The organism is Kitasatospora sp. NPDC059722 (genome assembly GCF_042733235.1).
Classification (GTDB): Bacteria; Actinomycetota; Actinomycetes; order Streptomycetales; family Streptomycetaceae; genus Kitasatospora.
Map to the genome: position 1 here is coordinate 21,084 of NZ_JBHWGD010000046.1, position 16,310 is coordinate 37,393.

13 protein-coding genes are annotated in these 16,310 nt (G+C 74.9%); 3 read left to right on the forward strand and 10 right to left on the reverse strand.

From position 1 onward, the window contains the following. Positions 1 to 7: 7 nt before the first annotated feature. Genes ACFV4F_RS26540 through ACFV4F_RS26555 form a run of 4 tightly spaced genes read right to left on the reverse strand, consistent with a single transcriptional unit; the run spans position 8 to position 5,692 of the window. A complete protein-coding gene (locus ACFV4F_RS26540) occupies positions 8 to 1,834 on the reverse strand; it encodes an IucA/IucC family protein (protein ID WP_380506034.1) in 1,827 nt (608 codons plus the stop codon). Continuing rightward, positions 1,812 to 3,182 (reverse strand): lysine N(6)-hydroxylase/L-ornithine N(5)-oxygenase family protein, encoded by a 1,371-nt coding sequence (locus ACFV4F_RS26545; RefSeq protein WP_380506037.1) that lies wholly within the window; start codon positions 3,180 to 3,182, stop codon positions 1,812 to 1,814. Before ACFV4F_RS26545 ends, ACFV4F_RS26540 begins: the two co-directional genes overlap by 23 nt. 9 nt (positions 3,183 to 3,191) lie before the next feature. Beyond that, positions 3,192 to 3,803, reverse strand: a complete 612-nt coding sequence (locus ACFV4F_RS26550) for a GNAT family N-acetyltransferase (protein WP_380506040.1) — start codon at positions 3,801 to 3,803, stop codon at positions 3,192 to 3,194. A gap of 41 nt (positions 3,804 to 3,844) precedes the next feature. Then, on the reverse strand, positions 3,845 to 5,692 hold the full coding sequence (locus tag ACFV4F_RS26555; protein ID WP_380506043.1) for an IucA/IucC family protein: 1,848 nt from the start codon (positions 5,690 to 5,692) through the stop codon (positions 3,845 to 3,847). A gap of 352 nt (positions 5,693 to 6,044) precedes the next feature. Here ACFV4F_RS26555 and ACFV4F_RS26560 point away from each other — a divergent pair, with 352 nt between their 5' ends. Both ACFV4F_RS26560 and ACFV4F_RS26565 read left to right on the forward strand, forming a co-directional pair. Continuing rightward, the gene (locus ACFV4F_RS26560; protein ID WP_380439458.1) at positions 6,045 to 7,232 is read left to right on the forward strand and encodes a trypsin-like serine peptidase; all 1,188 of its coding nucleotides are present in this window, start codon (positions 6,045 to 6,047) and stop codon (positions 7,230 to 7,232) included. Between the two features lie 32 nt (positions 7,233 to 7,264). Then, complete coding sequence (locus tag ACFV4F_RS26565) at positions 7,265 to 8,395, forward strand: trypsin-like serine peptidase (protein ID WP_380439456.1); 1,131 nt, start codon at positions 7,265 to 7,267, stop codon at positions 8,393 to 8,395. 60 nt (positions 8,396 to 8,455) lie between these two features. On the opposite strand, the gene hflX is transcribed toward ACFV4F_RS26565, so the two are convergent. From hflX to miaA, 5 genes are all read right to left on the reverse strand, one after another. Then, positions 8,456 to 9,958, reverse strand: coding sequence for a GTPase HflX (gene hflX / locus ACFV4F_RS26570; protein WP_380448761.1), 1,503 nt, complete (start codon positions 9,956 to 9,958; stop codon positions 8,456 to 8,458). Beyond that, a complete protein-coding gene (locus tag ACFV4F_RS26575; RefSeq protein ID WP_380506046.1) occupies positions 9,955 to 12,294 on the reverse strand; it encodes a RelA/SpoT family protein in 2,340 nt (779 codons plus the stop codon). The genes hflX and ACFV4F_RS26575 overlap by 4 nt, the downstream gene beginning before the upstream one ends. A gap of 165 nt (positions 12,295 to 12,459) precedes the next feature. After that, a complete protein-coding gene (dapF, locus tag ACFV4F_RS26580; RefSeq protein ID WP_380506049.1) occupies positions 12,460 to 13,368 on the reverse strand; it encodes a diaminopimelate epimerase in 909 nt (302 codons plus the stop codon). 70 nt (positions 13,369 to 13,438) lie between these two features. After that, positions 13,439 to 13,948, reverse strand: a complete 510-nt coding sequence (locus tag ACFV4F_RS26585; RefSeq protein ID WP_359964880.1) for a hypothetical protein — start codon at positions 13,946 to 13,948, stop codon at positions 13,439 to 13,441. A 226-nt stretch (positions 13,949 to 14,174) separates the two neighbouring features. Further along, positions 14,175 to 15,125: a tRNA (adenosine(37)-N6)-dimethylallyltransferase MiaA gene (gene miaA / locus ACFV4F_RS26590; protein ID WP_380448754.1), complete on the reverse strand. Its 951-nt coding sequence runs from the start codon at positions 15,123 to 15,125 to the stop codon at positions 14,175 to 14,177. 167 nt (positions 15,126 to 15,292) lie between these two features. On the opposite strand from miaA, the gene ACFV4F_RS26595 reads away from it, so the two are divergent. Further along, positions 15,293 to 15,553 (forward strand): antitoxin, encoded by a 261-nt coding sequence (locus tag ACFV4F_RS26595; RefSeq protein WP_380448751.1) that lies wholly within the window; start codon positions 15,293 to 15,295, stop codon positions 15,551 to 15,553. 18 nt (positions 15,554 to 15,571) lie between these two features. On the opposite strand, the gene ACFV4F_RS26600 is transcribed toward ACFV4F_RS26595, so the two are convergent. Then, the gene (locus tag ACFV4F_RS26600; RefSeq protein WP_380448749.1) at positions 15,572 to 16,270 is read right to left on the reverse strand and encodes a hypothetical protein; all 699 of its coding nucleotides are present in this window, start codon (positions 16,268 to 16,270) and stop codon (positions 15,572 to 15,574) included. Positions 16,271 to 16,310: the final 40 nt, after the last annotated feature.

Consider the following 16,310-nt stretch of genomic DNA (forward strand, 5'->3'; position numbering starts at 1 on the left):
TCCCACCCTACGGCGCGGGGGTGACAATCCGGTCGCGTCGCCCCGGAAGATCCGCGCCGGGGGTGACGAGGGCGTTGGGCACCGTGCCGTGCCGGGCGGCGTGCGGCCGGTGCGGGCGGTCCTGGTAGCCGTCGAGGAGGAGCCGGTTGCGGTTGAGGCAGAGCCGGTCGATCCGCGGGGTGAGGAGGTCGAACAGCTCGAAGCGCTCGCGCAGCTCGGGGAAGCGGTCCTGGTGGCGGGCGATCTCGTCGCGCAGGAGGGCCCAGAAGTCGGCCTCGGGCAGGCCGGTCTGCGCCTCCAGGAGTGGGGCGAGGTAGCGGTAGACGCCGATGAAGAGCCCGGAGTGGAGGAACTGGCACAGGCCCTGCGGGGGCTCGCGGAGCAGGACGTCGTCGACGTCGGCGGGCAGGTCGCGCAGTTCGGGCAGGTCCTCGTCGCTCAGGTTGACGTCGTCGACGAAGTCCTTGACCGCGAGCCGGGCCGGGGCGTTCTGCGCGTCGAAGACGACGATGGCGTTCTCGCCGTGCGGGGAGAAGACCAGCCCGTAGCGGTAGAGGAAGTGCAGCAGCGGCGGCAGCATGGCGGCGAACAGCCGGCGGGTCCACTCGGCGGGGGCGAGCCCGGAGCGGGCGATCAGCTCGGCGGCGAGGGCGCGGCCGTCGGAGCCGGTCTGCAGGAGGGACGCGAGGGTGCGGGCGCGTTCGCCGCCGTCCAGGAAGGGGCCGAGCGGTTCGCGCCAGATCGCGCCGAGGAGCTCCTTGTACTGGTAGGGCGCCTCGGGCAGGTCGCGGTAGAGCGGGTGGTCGACGGTGACGGAGGCGATCTCGCCGAGCAGGATCACCCGGCACTCGTCGCGCAGGAACGGGTCCGCGTCGCGCAGGCGGTGGATCCAGGCGGTGACGGCGGGCGCGGCGAGGGTGCGTTCCACCGGCAGCCCGCGCCAGACCAGGGTGTTGAGGATGGAGAGCGGCAGTTTGACGGTGCAGCGTTCGGGGTGGGCGGTGTTGAAGAAGGAGCGGATGGACTGCTGGGGCAGCCGTGGGTCGCCGTCGGAGGGCAGCGGGACGATCTCGCCGGAGGCGATCCAGGGCGCGAACAGCGGGACGACCGTCTCGTCCCACTGCCAGGGGTGGACGGGCAGCAGCAGGTAGTCGTCGGCGTCGGGGCCGAGCGCGGCGCGCAGCGCGCCGGGGTCGTCGAGCTCGCGGGCGTAGAGCTGCTCGGGCCGTTCGAGGCCGGGCACGCCGCGGTAGCGGGCGAGCCGGCGGTGGACGGCGATCCAGGGCAGCGGGCGCGGGGTGCGCGCCTCGGGGGCCCAGTGGGCGGCGTCGGCGGCGGAGAAGCCGATCCGGCCCTTGTTGGGGACGATCCAGGGGTGGCCCTCCTGGCGGCCCTCCAGCGCGGTGTGGTCGAGGTCGGCGAGTTCGGCGGCGGTGAGCGCGGTGGTCAGCTGGTGCGCGTCGGCGGTGAGGGTGGCGGTGAGCTCGCGGATCAGGTGGCCGGTGGTCTCGCCGCGCAGGCCGAGGGTGTGCCGGGCGTACGGGAGGAAGCGCAGCGGGTCGAGGCCGTCCTCGCGGTCGCAGCGGACGGAGTCCGGGTCGACCCGCCAGCTGCCGTAGGCGCCGCGGCGGGCGGTGAAGCGGTACTCGGCCTCGGGCAGCCCGAGCAGGTACTCGTCGTCCGCGTCCGGGACGGGGACCGGGGTGAGCAGTTCCTCGTAGGCGAACTCGCCGAGCATCTTGGCCAGCAGCGCGCGCCCGGCCCGCTGCCAGGGCCCGGGGGTGAGCTGCGGCGGCAGGTAGAGCGGCGGTTCAGCGGCCGGCGGTTGCGGCACGGGTCAGCTCCTGGGGGTGGGGGAAGGCGGGGACGGGCGGCGCGAAGCCGGTCCACGCGGTGCGGGTGGGCAGCCGGTGGACGGTGCGGCCGGTGACGGCGTTGAGGATGACGGCGGCGCGGTGGGCGCCGAGTCCGAGGTCGGGGGTGCCGACGCCGTGGGTGTGCAGTTCGGCGTTCTGGACGTAGAGGCCGCCGGTGAGTTCGGGCCGGGTGGCGACGCGGTGGTCCGGGTCGACCCGGTAGCGCCCGGCCGCGTCCCAGTCGATCAGGTGGGCGAGCGGTTCGAGCGCGGCCGGGCGGGCGGCCCGGTAGCCGGTGGCGAGCACCACGGCGTCGGTGCGCACGAGGTGCTCGGCGCCGGAGTCGGTGTGCCGGCAGCGCAGTTCGAGGCCGCCGCAGGGCCCGGTCCCGGCCTCGGTGACGGCGGTGCCGGGGGTGATCTCGACCGGGGCGGTGTCGATCGGGCGGCCGATGGTCCGCTCGTAGAGGTGGTCGTGGATCTCGGCGAGGGTCTCGGCGCTGGCGGCCTTGTGGAGCTGCCACTGGGCGGCGACCAGGGTGTCCCGGACGGGCTCGGGCAGGCCGTGGAAGTACCGGGTGTAGTCGGGGGTGAAGTGCTCCAGCCCGAGCTTGGAGTACTCCATGGGCGCGAGGGCCCGGGTGCGGGTGAGCCAGCGCAGCCGGACGCCGTCGCCGTCGTGGCGGCGCAGCAGGTCGAGGAAGACCTCGGCGCCGGACTGGCCGCTGCCGACGACGGTGATGTCCCGGGCGCCGCCGAGGGCGGCCCGCCGGTCGAGGTAGTCGGCGGAGTGGAACGCCCCGGGGTGGCCGTCGAGGGCGGCGAAGGCCTCGGGCAGGACGGGCCGGGTGCCGACGCCGAGCGCGAGGTTGCGGGCGTGCACGCGGCTGCGCCGGCCGGTCGCGGTGTCGGTCAGCTCGGCCCGGAACAGGCCGTCCTCCCAGTGCAGTTCGCTGACCTCGGTGCCGAACCGGCAGGTGCCGAGCCGTTCGGCGGCCCAGCGGCAGTAGTGGTCGTACTCGCGGCGCGGCAGCTGGAAGCGCTCGGCGAAGTAGAACGGGAACAGCCGTTCCTGGTCGCGCAGGTAGTTGAGGAAGGACCACCGGTTGGTCGGGTCGACCAGGGAGACCAGGTCGGCGAGGAACGGCACCTGCATCCGGGCCCCGTCGACCAGCATCCCCGGGTGCCAGCGGAACTCCGGGCGCTGGTCGCAGAAGAGCGTCCGCAGGCCGGGGACGGGCTCGGCGAGCGCGGCGAGCGAGAGGTTGAACGGGCCGATGCCCACGCCGAGCAGGTCGTACGGCGGCTGGGGGGTCGAGGAGTGCACGGGGGTGTCCTAGGCGGGGAGTGGGGCGCGGTCGCGGATCATCAGGGCGGCGCGCTTGGCGGGCAGGTCGAGCTCGCCGGCCGGGCGGAACCCGGCGCGTTCGAAGGCCCGGACCGAGCGCCGGTTGCGGACGTCGGGTTCGGCCACCACCCGTTCACAGCGCGGCCGTTGCCGCAGGATCCGGTCGGCGAGGGCGGCCAGCAGGACGGCGCCCAGGCCCCGGCCGCGGCTCGCGGCGGGGCCGAGCAGCAGATGGACGCCGGTGTCGTGGGGCCGGGCCGGGTAGTGCGCGGCGAGCGGGTCGAGGTCGGCGCGGTAGACCTCCCAGTAGCTCATCGGGGTGCCGTCGAGCAGGCCCAGGCAGGGCACGCTGCGCCCGTCGCCGTCGAGCTGGGCCCGGACGTGCTCCGCGGTGACGGCGGGCGGGCCGGCGAGCTCCCAGAAGGCGGCGACCTCGGGGTCGTTCATCCAGCCGGCGAGCAGGTCGAGGTCGGCGGGCAGCCGGACCGGGCGGAGCCGGAACCCGCCGGCCGGGGTGGGGGTCTCGCCCCACCCGGGCACGTCGTCGAGCATCATGCCTCCGCCTCTCCCCCAGCCCTGGCGGCTGGGAGGTACCCCCATCGCTCGGCGGGGGCATTCGCCCACGCGCACCTCTTCCTGGTTCACTCTCCCCCAGCCTCCGGCCGGGGGGACCCCCACCGCTCGCTCACGCACGCGTCCGCCAGGGGGTTGGGGATGTCCACGTAGACGGACTGCGTGGCGACCGGGCCGACCAGCTCGTCCAGGCCGTTGATCCGGGTGAGCAGGTTGGCCTTGCAGGGCAGCGTCGGCGCGTCGAGCAGCAGGGCGGGCAGCGTCGAGCCGGTGGCGGTCGCCTGCGGTCCGGTGAGGAAGCGGCGCAGCGCGGCGAGCAGCACCGTTTCGTCGGCGAGCCCCTGGGAGCCGAGCGCGCCGACCAGGCCGAGCACGTGGTTGATGCCGAGGTAGTAGGCGAAGTGGTGGTCGATCACGTCGTCCGGGAGGAAGGTGTCGCTGTGCTCGCCGAGGCCGGGCAGCCGGGCGGTGAGCCGCTCGCGGGCGCTCTCCCGGTAGTAGTAGCCCTGGTTGTCGCGGTAGCGCCCGCCGCGGGGCCAGCCTTCGGCGTCGAGCAGGACGAGGCTGTTCTGCTGGTGCGCCTCCAGGGCGATGCCGCCTCGGCCGTCCAGCCACAGGACGGGGAGCACGACGGCGTCCAGGTAGCGCAGGAACCATTCAGCGGTCACGGTGCGCAGCGGGCGGCCGCAGCGCACGGCGAGCGCCCGGAGGGTGTCGCCGAGCCGGGACGGCACGGTGGTGCCGGTGCCGAGCGGCTGTTCGGCGACGAGCCCGGCGACGCACAGCGCGCGGTCGGCGGGGGCGAAGGGCTGGGCGCGCAGGACGGTGTCCAGGCCGCCGGGGTCGCCGAGGGTGGGGTGGTCGACGCCGATCCAGGCGGGGTCGCGGACGACGTCGAAGCCCGGGTGGGCGGCCCGCCACTCGGCGGCGAGGCCGCTCTCCAGCAGCCGGTGCACCTCCAGGCCGCGGTGGAGCTCCTTGCGCAGGTTCTCCCGGCGGGAGTTGGTGATCCGCAGGCCGAGCGAGAGCTTGAGCATCCACGGGGTGCCGGGCCGGTAGACGGTGCGCACCGACGAGGTGGGGTACCAGGGGTCGCCGGCCGGGCCGAGGTCGTGCAGGAGTCCTTCGGCGAGCAGGGCGGCGACGGCCGGGCGGTGGGCCAGCTCGCGGGCCTGCCAGGGGTGCAGGGGCAGGGCGGCGGTGCCGGGCGGCAGCGGGGCGCGGTCGCCGAGCAGGCGGGCGGTGATCCGCTCGGCGGTCTCGGGGAGGGCGGATCCGGCGGCGAGCAGGGCCCGGTCGACGGCGTACCAGTGGAGTTGGAAGGAGCCGTGCAGTTCGGGCGAGTAGGCGGCGCTCTGGGCCGGGCCGAGGCCGTCGCGACTCTTGGGGGTGGGGTGCAGGGGGTGGCCGAGCAGCAGGGACTGTTCGGCGGCGAGGAAGTGGGAGCCTTCCGGTCCGCCGGGCGCGGCGCCGGTGCGGCGGTGGGCGAGGATCTCGGCGGTGCGCACGACGGAGTCGGCGACCCGGGCGGCGAGGTCGGCGACCTGTCCGGGGTCGGGCCGGTCGGCGGCCGCGGCGGCGAGCAGCGCGGCGGCGGTGACGGCGTCCACCGGGGCGTCGGGGGCGCCGTCGCCGGCGCCGAGGCGGGCCGGGCCGAAGCGGTGCCAGCCGCCGGGCGACCAGTGGCGGACGGGCGCGGAGAGCCGTGCGGCGCCGCCGAGCACGGCGATCCGCAGTCGGCCGTCCGGTCCCGGGCGGGCGCCGGTCTCGCGCGTCCAGCAGCGCAACAGGGCCTCCAGCGCGGCCTGTTCGGCGGCGACGGCGGGGTCGGGGTGCAGCAGCGGGTCGGGCCCGGCCGGCCGGGCCGCGGGCGGCAGCGTTTCGGGCGGGGCTCCGGTCAGGGCGGCGGTGCTCAAGGGTGCTCCTCGGGACGCGTGGGGTGCGGACGCGCGCGGATGGCGGAGGGGGGTTCGGCGGGCGCTCGCACCGTCGCGTCAGGTAAGGGTTACCTATCCCTGACGGGTGATCACAAGGACGGCTCACTCGTCCGGGTGAAGATCGGTGATTGTTCACCGCCGGGGAGGAGGCCCGGTTGTACCGGTGGCTCCTGTGGAGGCTTCGTCACGGATCGGTGACCACCGCTCAGGAGCCGCAACCCGGGGGCGCCCGGCGCCGTCCTCCCGACCAGTGGAAGACTCCTACCCCGGACCGTCCCGTCCACGAACCACCGTCCCGTCCACGCACCGATCCACAGGGGGAAGCGCACAGATGCCATCGATCCACCGGTCCGCCGTCGCAGCCGTCCTCGCCGCCGGCACCCTGTTCGCGGTGAGCGCCTGCGGCCCGGACGGCCCGTCCTCGGCCACCGGCACGGACACCGCCGCACCGCCGCCCGCCTCGGCGAGCGGCCCCGGCAGCCCCGCCCCCGGCGGCGGCGTCATCGGCGGGATCACGCTGCCCTCGGGCATCCCCACCAGCCTGCTGGAGGGCCTGCCCAAGAGCTGGGACGACCTGAAGAAGTGGAAGTTCGAGGACTGGGACAACTGGGCGTCCAAGCACGTCTTCAACAACCCGGTCGTGAAGGACTTCTGGAACCCGGACAAGATGGGCGACTCCAAGCCGGCCGACCCGGCCCCGCCCACCGCCAAGCCGGCCGCCGACGACGGCGTGACCGACCCCGAGCCGCCGGTGGTCAAGGCCGTGCCGGTGCCGCGCCCGTACACCAAGCAGCCCTCCGGCAAGGTGTTCTTCAGCGCCCAGGGCGGCCGGGGCAACTGCTCGGCGACGGTCATCACCGACCCGCAGCACCCGGGCAAGAGCAACCTGGTCTGGACAGCCGGCCACTGCGTGCACGAGGGCAAGGGCGGCAACTACTACAAGGACCTCGTGTTCGTGCCCGCCTACAACAACTCGGGCGCCTCCAGCGGCGGCAAGAAGGCCCCGCTGTCCGAGCTGGCCCCGCTCGGCACCTGGTGGGCCGACCAGGTCACCACCTCGCCGCAGTGGGTGGTCGAGGGCGGCGGCACCGGGGACTCCGCCAGCCAGTACGACTTCGCGATCATGCACGTGAGCAACCAGAGCGGCACCGGCAAGTCGCTGGAGGAGACGGTCGGTTCGGCCGTCCCGGTCTGGTTCGACGCCCCGCGCGACCGGCTCTCCGTCTCGGCCGTCGGCTACCCGCTCTACAAGCCGTTCGACGGCCAGGAGCTGTACAAGTGCGACGGCGGGAAGCCGACCCGCCTGTCCTTCGACCCGAAGCGGCCGTCGATGCTCACCATCGGCTGCAACATGACCCAGGGCGCCAGCGGCGGCGGCTGGTTCGCCACCATGCCCGACGGGCGGACGGCGCTGGTCAGCAACACCTCGATCGGCACCCAGGAGCACACCTCGCTGAGCGGCCCGTACCTGGAGACGGTCGCCAAGAACGCCCTGGACTGGATCTCCAGGAAGCAGTGACCGCGTTCACCCACCGCCGGGGACGATGCACCGTGCCGTACACCACCCGCGGACGCGTGCCGCGGCGCCGGGCCGCACTGGCCGGCGCCGCGGCGCTCGCCGCGCTCGCCCTCACCGCGACCGCCTGCGGGCCGGACCGGACCGCCGGGAGCGCCGCGAGCGCGCCGGCCACCCTCGCCAGGCCGGCGCCGCCGACCAGTCCCGGCGACCTGGCCGGCTGGAAGGTCGACGACTGGGCCCGCTTCGTCGCCGACAGCGCCTTCGCCAACGAGGTGCCCCCGGGCTTCTGGTCCCGCACCAGGATGGAGGCCGCCAAGGGCCGGCCCGTCCCGGAGGCCCCGCGCACCGCCGCCCAGGGCGACGCGCCGCAGGACGCTCCCCCGGCCCCGGTCCCGGCCCAGGCGCAGCCGCACCCGTACGGCCCCGCCGCCGCCGTGGTCGGCAGGCTCTTCGTGACCGCGCCCGGGGGCGACGCCGCGTGCTCCGGCACGGTGGTCTCCGACCCGGCCGCCCCGGGCCGCAGCGACCTCGTCTACACCGCCGCCCACTGCCTGCACGACGGCAAGGGCGGCGCCTGGCTGCGGAACGTCACCTTCGTGCCCGGCTACAACCGCGACGGCCAGGCCGGCCGCGGGAAGCCGGCCACCGACCAGCAGGTGTCCCCGTACGGCCGCTGGACGGCGGTGCGCGCGCTGGTCTCGCCGACCTGGCTCAAGGAGAGCGGCACCGGCGCCCACGACCAGTACGACTACGGGATCGTCCGGGTGCGCGACGAGAGCGGCTCCGGCCGGTCGTTGGAGGAGACGGTCGGCGGCTCGGTCCCGGTCTGGTTCAACGCCCCGCGCGAGCAGATCACCTCGGCGTCCGCCTACGGCTACCCCGCCGAGAAGCCGTTCGACGGTGCGGAGCTCGACCACTGCGACGCGCCGGCCGCGCCGGCCCGGCTGTCCTTCGACCGGGCCCGCCCGCCGATGTACGCGATCGGCTGCACCATGACCGGCGGCGCCGACGGCGGCGGCTGGTTCATCGTCAAGGACGGCAAGCCCAACCTGATCAGCGTCACCTCGGTCGGCGACCGCAACCCGACCGGGTACCTGGCCGGCCCCTCGCTCCAGGACCAGGCGAAGCAGGCCTTCGAGTACTTCGCCAAGAACGTCCGATGACGTGCGAAGGCCCCCGGACGGAACCCCGTCCGGGGGCCTTCGCACGTCACGAGGGGCCGGTCAGCCCCGCAGGGCCACCGCGAAGCGCTCCAGCTCCGCGGCCAGCTCGACCGGCACCTTGGCGTGCAGCAGCGTGCCCTCGCCGGTGTGCTCGGTGGAGAGCAGCTCGCCCTCCGCGTGCACCCGGGAGACCAGACCGCCCTGGGTGTAGGGCACCAGGGCCCGCACCTCGACGGCCGGGCGCGGCAGCTCGTCGTCGATGAGCTTCAGCAGTTCCTCGATGCCCGCGCCGCTGCGGGCCGACACCACGATGGCGTGCGGCTCGCGGCGCAGCAGGCGCTGCAGCACGTGCGGGTCGGCGGCGTCCGCCTTGTTGATCACCACGATCTCGGGGACGTTCTGCGCGTCCACCGAGACGATGACCTCGCGCACGGCGGCCAGCTGCGTCTCCGGCTCGGGGTGCGAACCGTCCACCACGTGCAGGATGAGGTCCGCGTCGGCGACCTCCTCCATGGTGGAGCGGAACGCCTCGACCAGGTGGTGCGGCAGGTGCCGGACGAAGCCGACGGTGTCGGCCAGCGTGTAGACCCGCCCGCTGGGCGTCTGCGCCCGGCGCACGGTCGGGTCCAGGGTGGCGAACAGCGAGTTCTCCACCAGGACGCCCGCCCCGGTGAGCCGGTTGAGCAGGGAGGACTTGCCGGCGTTGGTGTACCCGGCGATGGCCACCGACGGCACCTGGTTGCGCCTGCGCTCCTGGCGCTTGGTGTCGCGGCCCTTCTTCATGTCGGCGATCTCCTTGCGGAGCTTCGCCATCTTCTCGCGGATCCGGCGCCGGTCGGTCTCGATCTTGGTCTCACCGGGGCCACGGGTGGCCATGCCGCCGCCGGACGAGCCGGAGCCACCACCACCCATCTGCCGGGAGAGCGACTGGCCCCAGCCGCGCAGGCGCGGCAGCATGTACTGCATCTGCGCGAGCGAGACCTGCGCCTTGCCCTCGCGGGACTTGGCGTGCTGGGCGAAGATGTCGAGGATCAGGGCCGTCCGGTCGACGACCTTGACCTTGACCACGTCCTCCAGCTGGATCAGCTGGCCGGGGGTGAGCTCACCGTCGCAGACGACGGTGTCGGCGCCGGTGGAGGCGACGATGTCTCGCAGCTCCTTCGCCTTGCCGGAGCCGATGTAGGTCGCGGCGTCGGGCTTGTCACGGCGCTGGATCACACCGTCCAGGACCTCGGAGCCGGCGGTCTCGGCGAGGGCGGCGAGCTCGGCCATCGAGTTCTCCGCCTCCTCCAGCGTCCCGTCCGTCCAGACACCGACGAGCACCACGCGCTCCAGGCGGAGCTGGCGGTACTCGACCTCGGTGACGTCCTGGAGCTCGGTGGAGAGACCGGCGACGCGGCGCAGCGCGGCGCGCTCGCTGCGGTCGTACTGGTCTCCGTCGTAGTGCCGGCCGAGGTCCTCGTCGATGGCCGCGAGGTCCTCGTCCATGAGGGCTTCCGCTCGCAGACCGTCGAGGCGGCGCGGGGCGTCGGCGGGGTCGCGGGTGTCGAACGTGGAGGTCATTCTGTCCTTTGGTCGCTGGGTGGCTTCGGCGACGGCCCGTGGACGGTACCGGAGCTCCTCTGCCCGGTGAACGCCGTGGACCTGCCGCGCATTCCCCTCGATGGTCCCACGCCCGGCGCGGGCCGGTCACCCCCATTTCTTCCGGCCGTGCCGTCCTCGGGGGCGTGCGGGCGGCTGACGTCGTACACGCCGGAGACCCGGAGCATGGCCCGCATCAGGCCGGGCAGGGCGGCCGGGGCGGGCAGCTCGACGGTGTAGGTGTGCCGCACCCGCAGCTCCTGGGGCGGCTCGACCTCGGCCGAGACGATGCCGACGTCCTCGGCGGAGATCGCCGCGGTCAGGTCGGCGAGCAGCCGGGGCCGGTTCAGGGCCTCGGCCCGCAGGGTGGCCCGGTAGCCGTCGGCCGGGGTGCCGTCGGCCCGCCAGCGGACCTCCAGCGTGCCGCGTCCGGCGGTCCGCATCCGCTCCCCCGCCGGACAGCCGGTGCGGTGCACGGCGACGGTGCCGCCGCGGATCGGGTAGCCGGTCACCTCGTCCGGCGGCACCGGCGTGCAGCAGCGGGCCAGCCGTACCGGCGCCCCCGGCCGCCCGGCCACCGCGACCGGGGCGGCCCGGCGCTCGGCGGTGCGGTGCGCCGGCGGGGCGGGCTGCCCGGCGGAGGGGCCGGTGCGGACCGCCGGCAGCCGGGCCGGGTGGTCGGCCAGCCAGCGCTCGATGGCGAGGCGGGCGGCCGGGGTGCGGGCGTGGGCGAGCCACTCGGGCGCGGGCCCGGAGGGCTCGGCGGCGCGCGGCCCGGCCCCGGCGGGCACGGTCTCGGTGAGCACGGCGAGCAGGTCGCCGTCCTGGAGGACGGTGGACAGCGCGGTGAGCCGGCCGTTGACCCGCACGCCGATGCACCGGTGCCCGGTGTCCTCGCCGAGCAGGTAGGCGGCGTCCACGCAGGTGGCGCCGGCCCGCAGCTGAAGCGTTTCGCCGCACTCCGTCACGACCGTGATCTCCCGGTCGCCGGCCAGGTCGGCGGTGAGCGCCGACCAGAACGCGTCCGGGTCGGGCGTCTCCTGCTGCCACTCCAGCAGCCGGCTGAGCCAGCCGGGCCTGGCCGGGTCGGTGCGGTCGAGCTCGTCGGCGTCCTGGACGGCGGCGGCGGGCTCCGGGTCGCCGAGGGCGACCACCCCGGTCTCGGCCACTTCGTGCATCCGCCGCGTGCGCACCAGCACCTCGACCACCACGCCGCCCTCCAGCGCGACCGCGGTGTGCAGCGACTGGTACAGGTTGAACTTGGGGGCGGCGACGAAGTCCTTGAACTCGCCGGGCAGCGGCGTCCAGCAGGTGTGCAGCTCGCCGAGCACGGCGTAGCAGTCGGCGTTCTCCTCGACGACCACCAGCAGCCGGCCGAAGTCGGCCGGCTGCGGCCCCTGCGGCCGCCCGTCCGCCCCGGGCGCGGCGGCCCGCTTGAGCAGCACCCGGTGCAGCGAGACGCAGTGCCGCGGCCGGACGGTGACCTCGGCGGCGACCCCGGTCTCGGCCAGCTGCCGGGCCAGCAGCCGCGCGAAGGGCTCCAGCAGGGTGTCCGGCTCACCCTCGTGACCGGCCATCAGGGTGCGGGTGCGGGTGTGCTCCTCGGGGTGCAGGGTGGCGAAGACGATGTCCTCCAGCTCCGCCTTGAGCACCTGGATGCCGAGCCGCTCGGCCAGCGGGATCAGCACGTCCCGGGTGACCTTGGCGATCCGCACCTGGCTGGCCGGCTTCATGTGCCGGATGGTGCGCATGTTGTGCAGCCGGTCGGCGAGCTTGATCACCATCACCCGGACGTCGTCCCCGGTGGCGACCAGCATCTTGCGGAAGGTCTCGGCCTCGGCCGCGGCGCCGAAGTCGACCTTCTCCAGTTTCGTCACCCCGTCGACCAGGTAGGCGACTTCGGGCCCGAACCCGGCGCTCACCTGATCCAGCGTCAACTCGGTGTCCTCCACCGTGTCGTGGAGCAGCGAGGCGACCAACGTCGTGGTCCCGGCGCCGAGTTGGGCCAGGATCATGGTGACGGCCAGCGGGTGGGTGATGTACGGCTCGCCGCTCTTGCGCTTCTGCCCGCGGTGGCTGGCCTCGGCCAGCCGGTAGGCGCGCGCGAGCAGTCCGAGGTCGGCCTGCGGATGGTGCCCGCGGTGGGCCCGGACGAGCGGTTCGAGCGCGTCCGGCACCGGCTGGCGGCCGGTGGCCAGCAGGGCGGCCCGCCCGGCGCGGCCGAGCGCGGCCCGGCCGAGGCCGCCCAGGGGCCGCAGGACCCCGGCCTGCCGCGTGCTTGTCGGCGGCCCGAGCGGTTGTCCGGCTTCGATGGTCATGGCACCTCCGGCGACGGTCACCGGCGGCCGCCCCGACGAGGGGCGCCGACCCGGTGATCCATGCTACCGAGCACAGCACGTTGCGCGATGCCTCGCTTCCCCTCTGCGACCGGTATCACTCGATCGGGGGGATTCGTCACCGTACGAAATGGGCAAACCGGGCCCTCAGCCGGTCAGTGCCGCCCACCACCGGGGGTCGATCTCGCCGGCCGCCACGATCACCGCGGCGCCGGTCATCTGCACCAGGCCGTCGGGGTGCTCGGTGATCGTCAGCCGCCCGCCGGGCAGGTCCACCGCGTAGGTCGCCGCCTCGCCGGTGACCGCCGGGTCGAGGCCGTCGCGCCGGATCGAGGCCACCGCGACGGCGCACGCGCCGGTGCCGCAGGACAGCGTCTCGCCGGAGCCGCGCTCGTGCACCCGCATGGCGACGTGCTGCGGCCCGCGGTCCACCACGAACTCGACGTTGACGCCCTCGGGGTAGGCGCCCTCGGGGCTGGTGAGCGGCGGGCGCAGCAGGTCGCCCGCGTGGTCGAGGCTCTCGACGAAGGCGACGGCGTGCGGGTTGCCCATGTTGACGTTCAGCGCGGGCCAGCGCCGCTCGCCGACGGCGACCTCGATGCCGTCCGGCCCGGGCAGCCTCGCGCGGCCCATGTCGATGGTGATCTCGCCGGCCGTGCCGTCCTCGGCGTCCTCGGCGACCCGCGCGGTCAGCACCCCGGCCCGGGTGGCCACCGAGATCTCGCCGGGCTTGGCGTGGCCGGCCTCGACCAGGTAGCGGGCGAAGACCCGCAGGCCGTTGCCGCACATCTCGGCGATGCTGCCGTCGGAGTTGCGGTAGTCCATGAACCACTCGGCCCGGTCGGCGAGGTCCGCGGCGGCCGGCTCGGCGGCGGAGCGCACCACGCGCAGCAGGCCGTCACCGCCGATGCCCGCCCGCCGGTCGCACAGCGCCGCGACGGCCTGCGGGCCGATCGCCAGCCGGCCGTCGGGGTCGGGGACGATGACGAAGTCGTTCTGGGTGCCGTGCCCCTTGAGGAAGGGGATGCCGGCCGGCTGCGAAGAGGATGCGCTCACCCTCCCGATGGTACTGAGGAGGGCGGGAGGCCGGTCGGGGCGGGCGGCCCGTCGGGCTGGTGCCTCGGCCCTAGCGGAGGTGGGCGACCCGCCAGACGGCGAGGGCGCAGGCGGCGAGCGCGATCAGGGTGTAGACGACGATCGCCTTCCACCCGGCCCGCTTCCCGGAGCCCCGGCGCGGCAGGCCCGGCCACTTGTACCCGGCGTGACGGGCGGCCATCGCACCCCAGCCGACGGAGGCGGCGGTGAGCAGCAGGCCGAGCATCCCGACCATGGTCGCCCGCGCCCCGGCGGAGCCGAAGGCGAGCGGGAAGCTGAACATCAGCGAGCCGAGGGTGCCGAGCAGCGCGATCGGCAGCGTCTGCCACCACCGCAGCCGGCGCCGCGGGCGGATCTCCCGCTCGTGCACCGCGCCGGCCGGGCCGCTGGTGTCCAGCGTGGGCAGCGCGACGGCGTAGGAGGTGGGCGCGTCCAGGCCGGTCAGCACGGGGAGGTCACCCATCGTCGACTCGTCGAACTCGTCGGCCGGTGCGGTGACGCTCCCGCTCTGGCCGGACTCGGGGCCGGTACCCGTCGACACACGGCCTCCCCTGACAGTTCGACACGAGCGGACTCGCGGCCGGTACGGCCGGCCCGCCCGGGCCGACCCTTATGACACCGATGATGGCATGTCCAGAGGTGCGTTCCGGGCCTCTCCGGGGTCGGCGGGTGATCCGTGGCCATCACGTGATCGGGCCGTAACCCCCGGTTGGTCCTGCACGGCCACGTGCTCGCGCAGCTGCACCGCCGAAGTGGCCGGATCCCGCCTACGCGGCCGACGCGCGCTGACGCCCGATCAGCTCAAGGGAACGTTCCAGCAGCTCGACCGGGTCGGTGCCGGCCGGGCGGGAGAGCCAGTGGATCCGGTCGTCCCGGCGGAACCAGGACTCCTGGCGGCGGGCGAAGCGCTTGGTGGCCCGCACGGTTTCGGCCTTCGCCTCGTCCTCGGTGCACTCGCCGGCGAAGTGGTCGAGCACCTGCTGGTACCCGAGCGCCCGGGAGGCGGTCCTGCCCTCCCGCAGCCCGACCCGTTCGAGCGCGCGCACCTCGTCGAGCAGCCCGGCCTCCCACATCCGGTCGACGCGCAGGGCGATCCGCTCGTCCAGCTCGGGGCGCGGCACCGCGACGCCGATCTGCACGGCGTCGTAGACGGCGGTGTTGCTCGGCAGGTTGGCGGTGAACGGCTGCCCGGTGATCTCGATGACCTCCAGCGCGCGGACGATCCGCCGCCCGTTGCCGATCAGGATCGCCTCGGCCGCCGCCGGGTCGAGCCCGGCCAGCCGCCGGTGCAGCGCGTACGGGCCGGCCTCGGCGAGCTCCGCCTCCAGCCGGGCGCGGACGGCCGGGTCGGTGCCGGGGAACTCCATCTCGTCGATCGCCGCCCGGACGTACAGCCCGGAGCCGCCGACCAGCACCGCGGCCCGCCCGGCGGCGAGCAGCCGGTCGATCTCGGCGCGGGCCAGCCGCTGGTACTCGGCGACGCTGGCGGCCTCGGTGACGTCCCAGACGTCCATCAGGTGGTGCGGGATCCCGCCCCGCTCGTCCGTCGTGAGCTTGGCGGTGCCGATGTCCATGCCCCGGTAGAGCTGCATCGAGTCGGTGTTGATGATCTCGCCGCCGAGGCTGCGGGCGACGGCCACGGCGAGGTCGGACTTGCCGGCGGCGGTCGCCCCGACGATCGACACGACGGGGGGCTGGACGGTGCGGGAGCTGCTCACCGCTCCAGTCTCGCAAAACCGCCGTGGGACCGGGCACCGGGCTGCCTCCCGCCCCCGATTGCGCGACGATATGACTGTTTCCGGCTGTTTCCAGGCCCTGGTCCGGTTTGCGAACGCTTTACCCCTCCCGGACGTTGGGCAGGAAACAGGGAGAGAAGGAGATCGCCATGGGCCTGATGGACAACCTCAAGGGCAAGGCCGAGGAGCTCAAGGAGCGCGCCAGCGAGCTCGCCGGCAAGCACCACGACCAGATCGACAGCATGGTGGACAAGGCCGGCGGCGCCATCGACAAGGCGACCAAGGGCAAGTACAGCGACAAGATCGAGCACGGTGCCAGCAAGGCCAAGGGCGCGGTCGACGACTTCGCCCACAAGCCGGAGCCCGGCGAGGAGGGAACCGGCGGCAACGGCCGGGCGCCGCACGCCTGAGCGCGGGTGCGGCGGTGATCAGCTCCAGGACGCCACGAAGTACCCGACGCCGTACGGCGCGTCCTGGTAGCCGAGCCGCGCGGTGAGGCCGGCGCCCTCGGCGGCGCCGGCCAGCACCTGCCAGGGCGCCCGGCCGTCGGCCTTCAGTTCGGCGGCCAGGGCGGCGTCCAGCGCGGCCAGGGCGGGGAGGTCGGCCGAGCCCAGGGCGGCGGCCAGCGCCGCGTCGTAGCCCTCGGCGCGCTCGTCCAGGTAGCCGGGCGCCTTCACCGTGCGGCAGGCGCTGCCGCCGCCGAGCACCAGCAGGGCGACCCGGTCGGCCAGCCCGGCCAGGCCCTGGCCCAGCCCGAGCATGCGGTCGGCGGGGGCGTCCTCGGGCACGGCGCAGGCGTGCGTCGGCAGGGTCACCCCGGCGCGCTCCAGCAGCCACGCCCCGACGGTCAGCGAGGGCGCGAGCTCCGGCCCCTCGACCCGGCCGCCCGGCAGCTTGGCCACCAGCGGCACCCCGTAGCGGCGGAAGGAGCCCGCCCCGCCCTCGGTCCACACCTCGGCCCCGGGCCCGGCGCCGACCACCACGACCAGTTCCGGCCCGGCCGCGACCAGCGCCGCCAGTGCCTCGTCGCAGGCGGCCCGCAGCGCGTCCAGTTCGCTCGCCGCCCCGGCGGCGACCTCGGGGACGAGCAGCGGCGGACAGGGGCACACGGCGGCGGCTACCAGCATGTGGATCACTCTAGTGCCGTGGCCGGACAGGTCCGCCGTG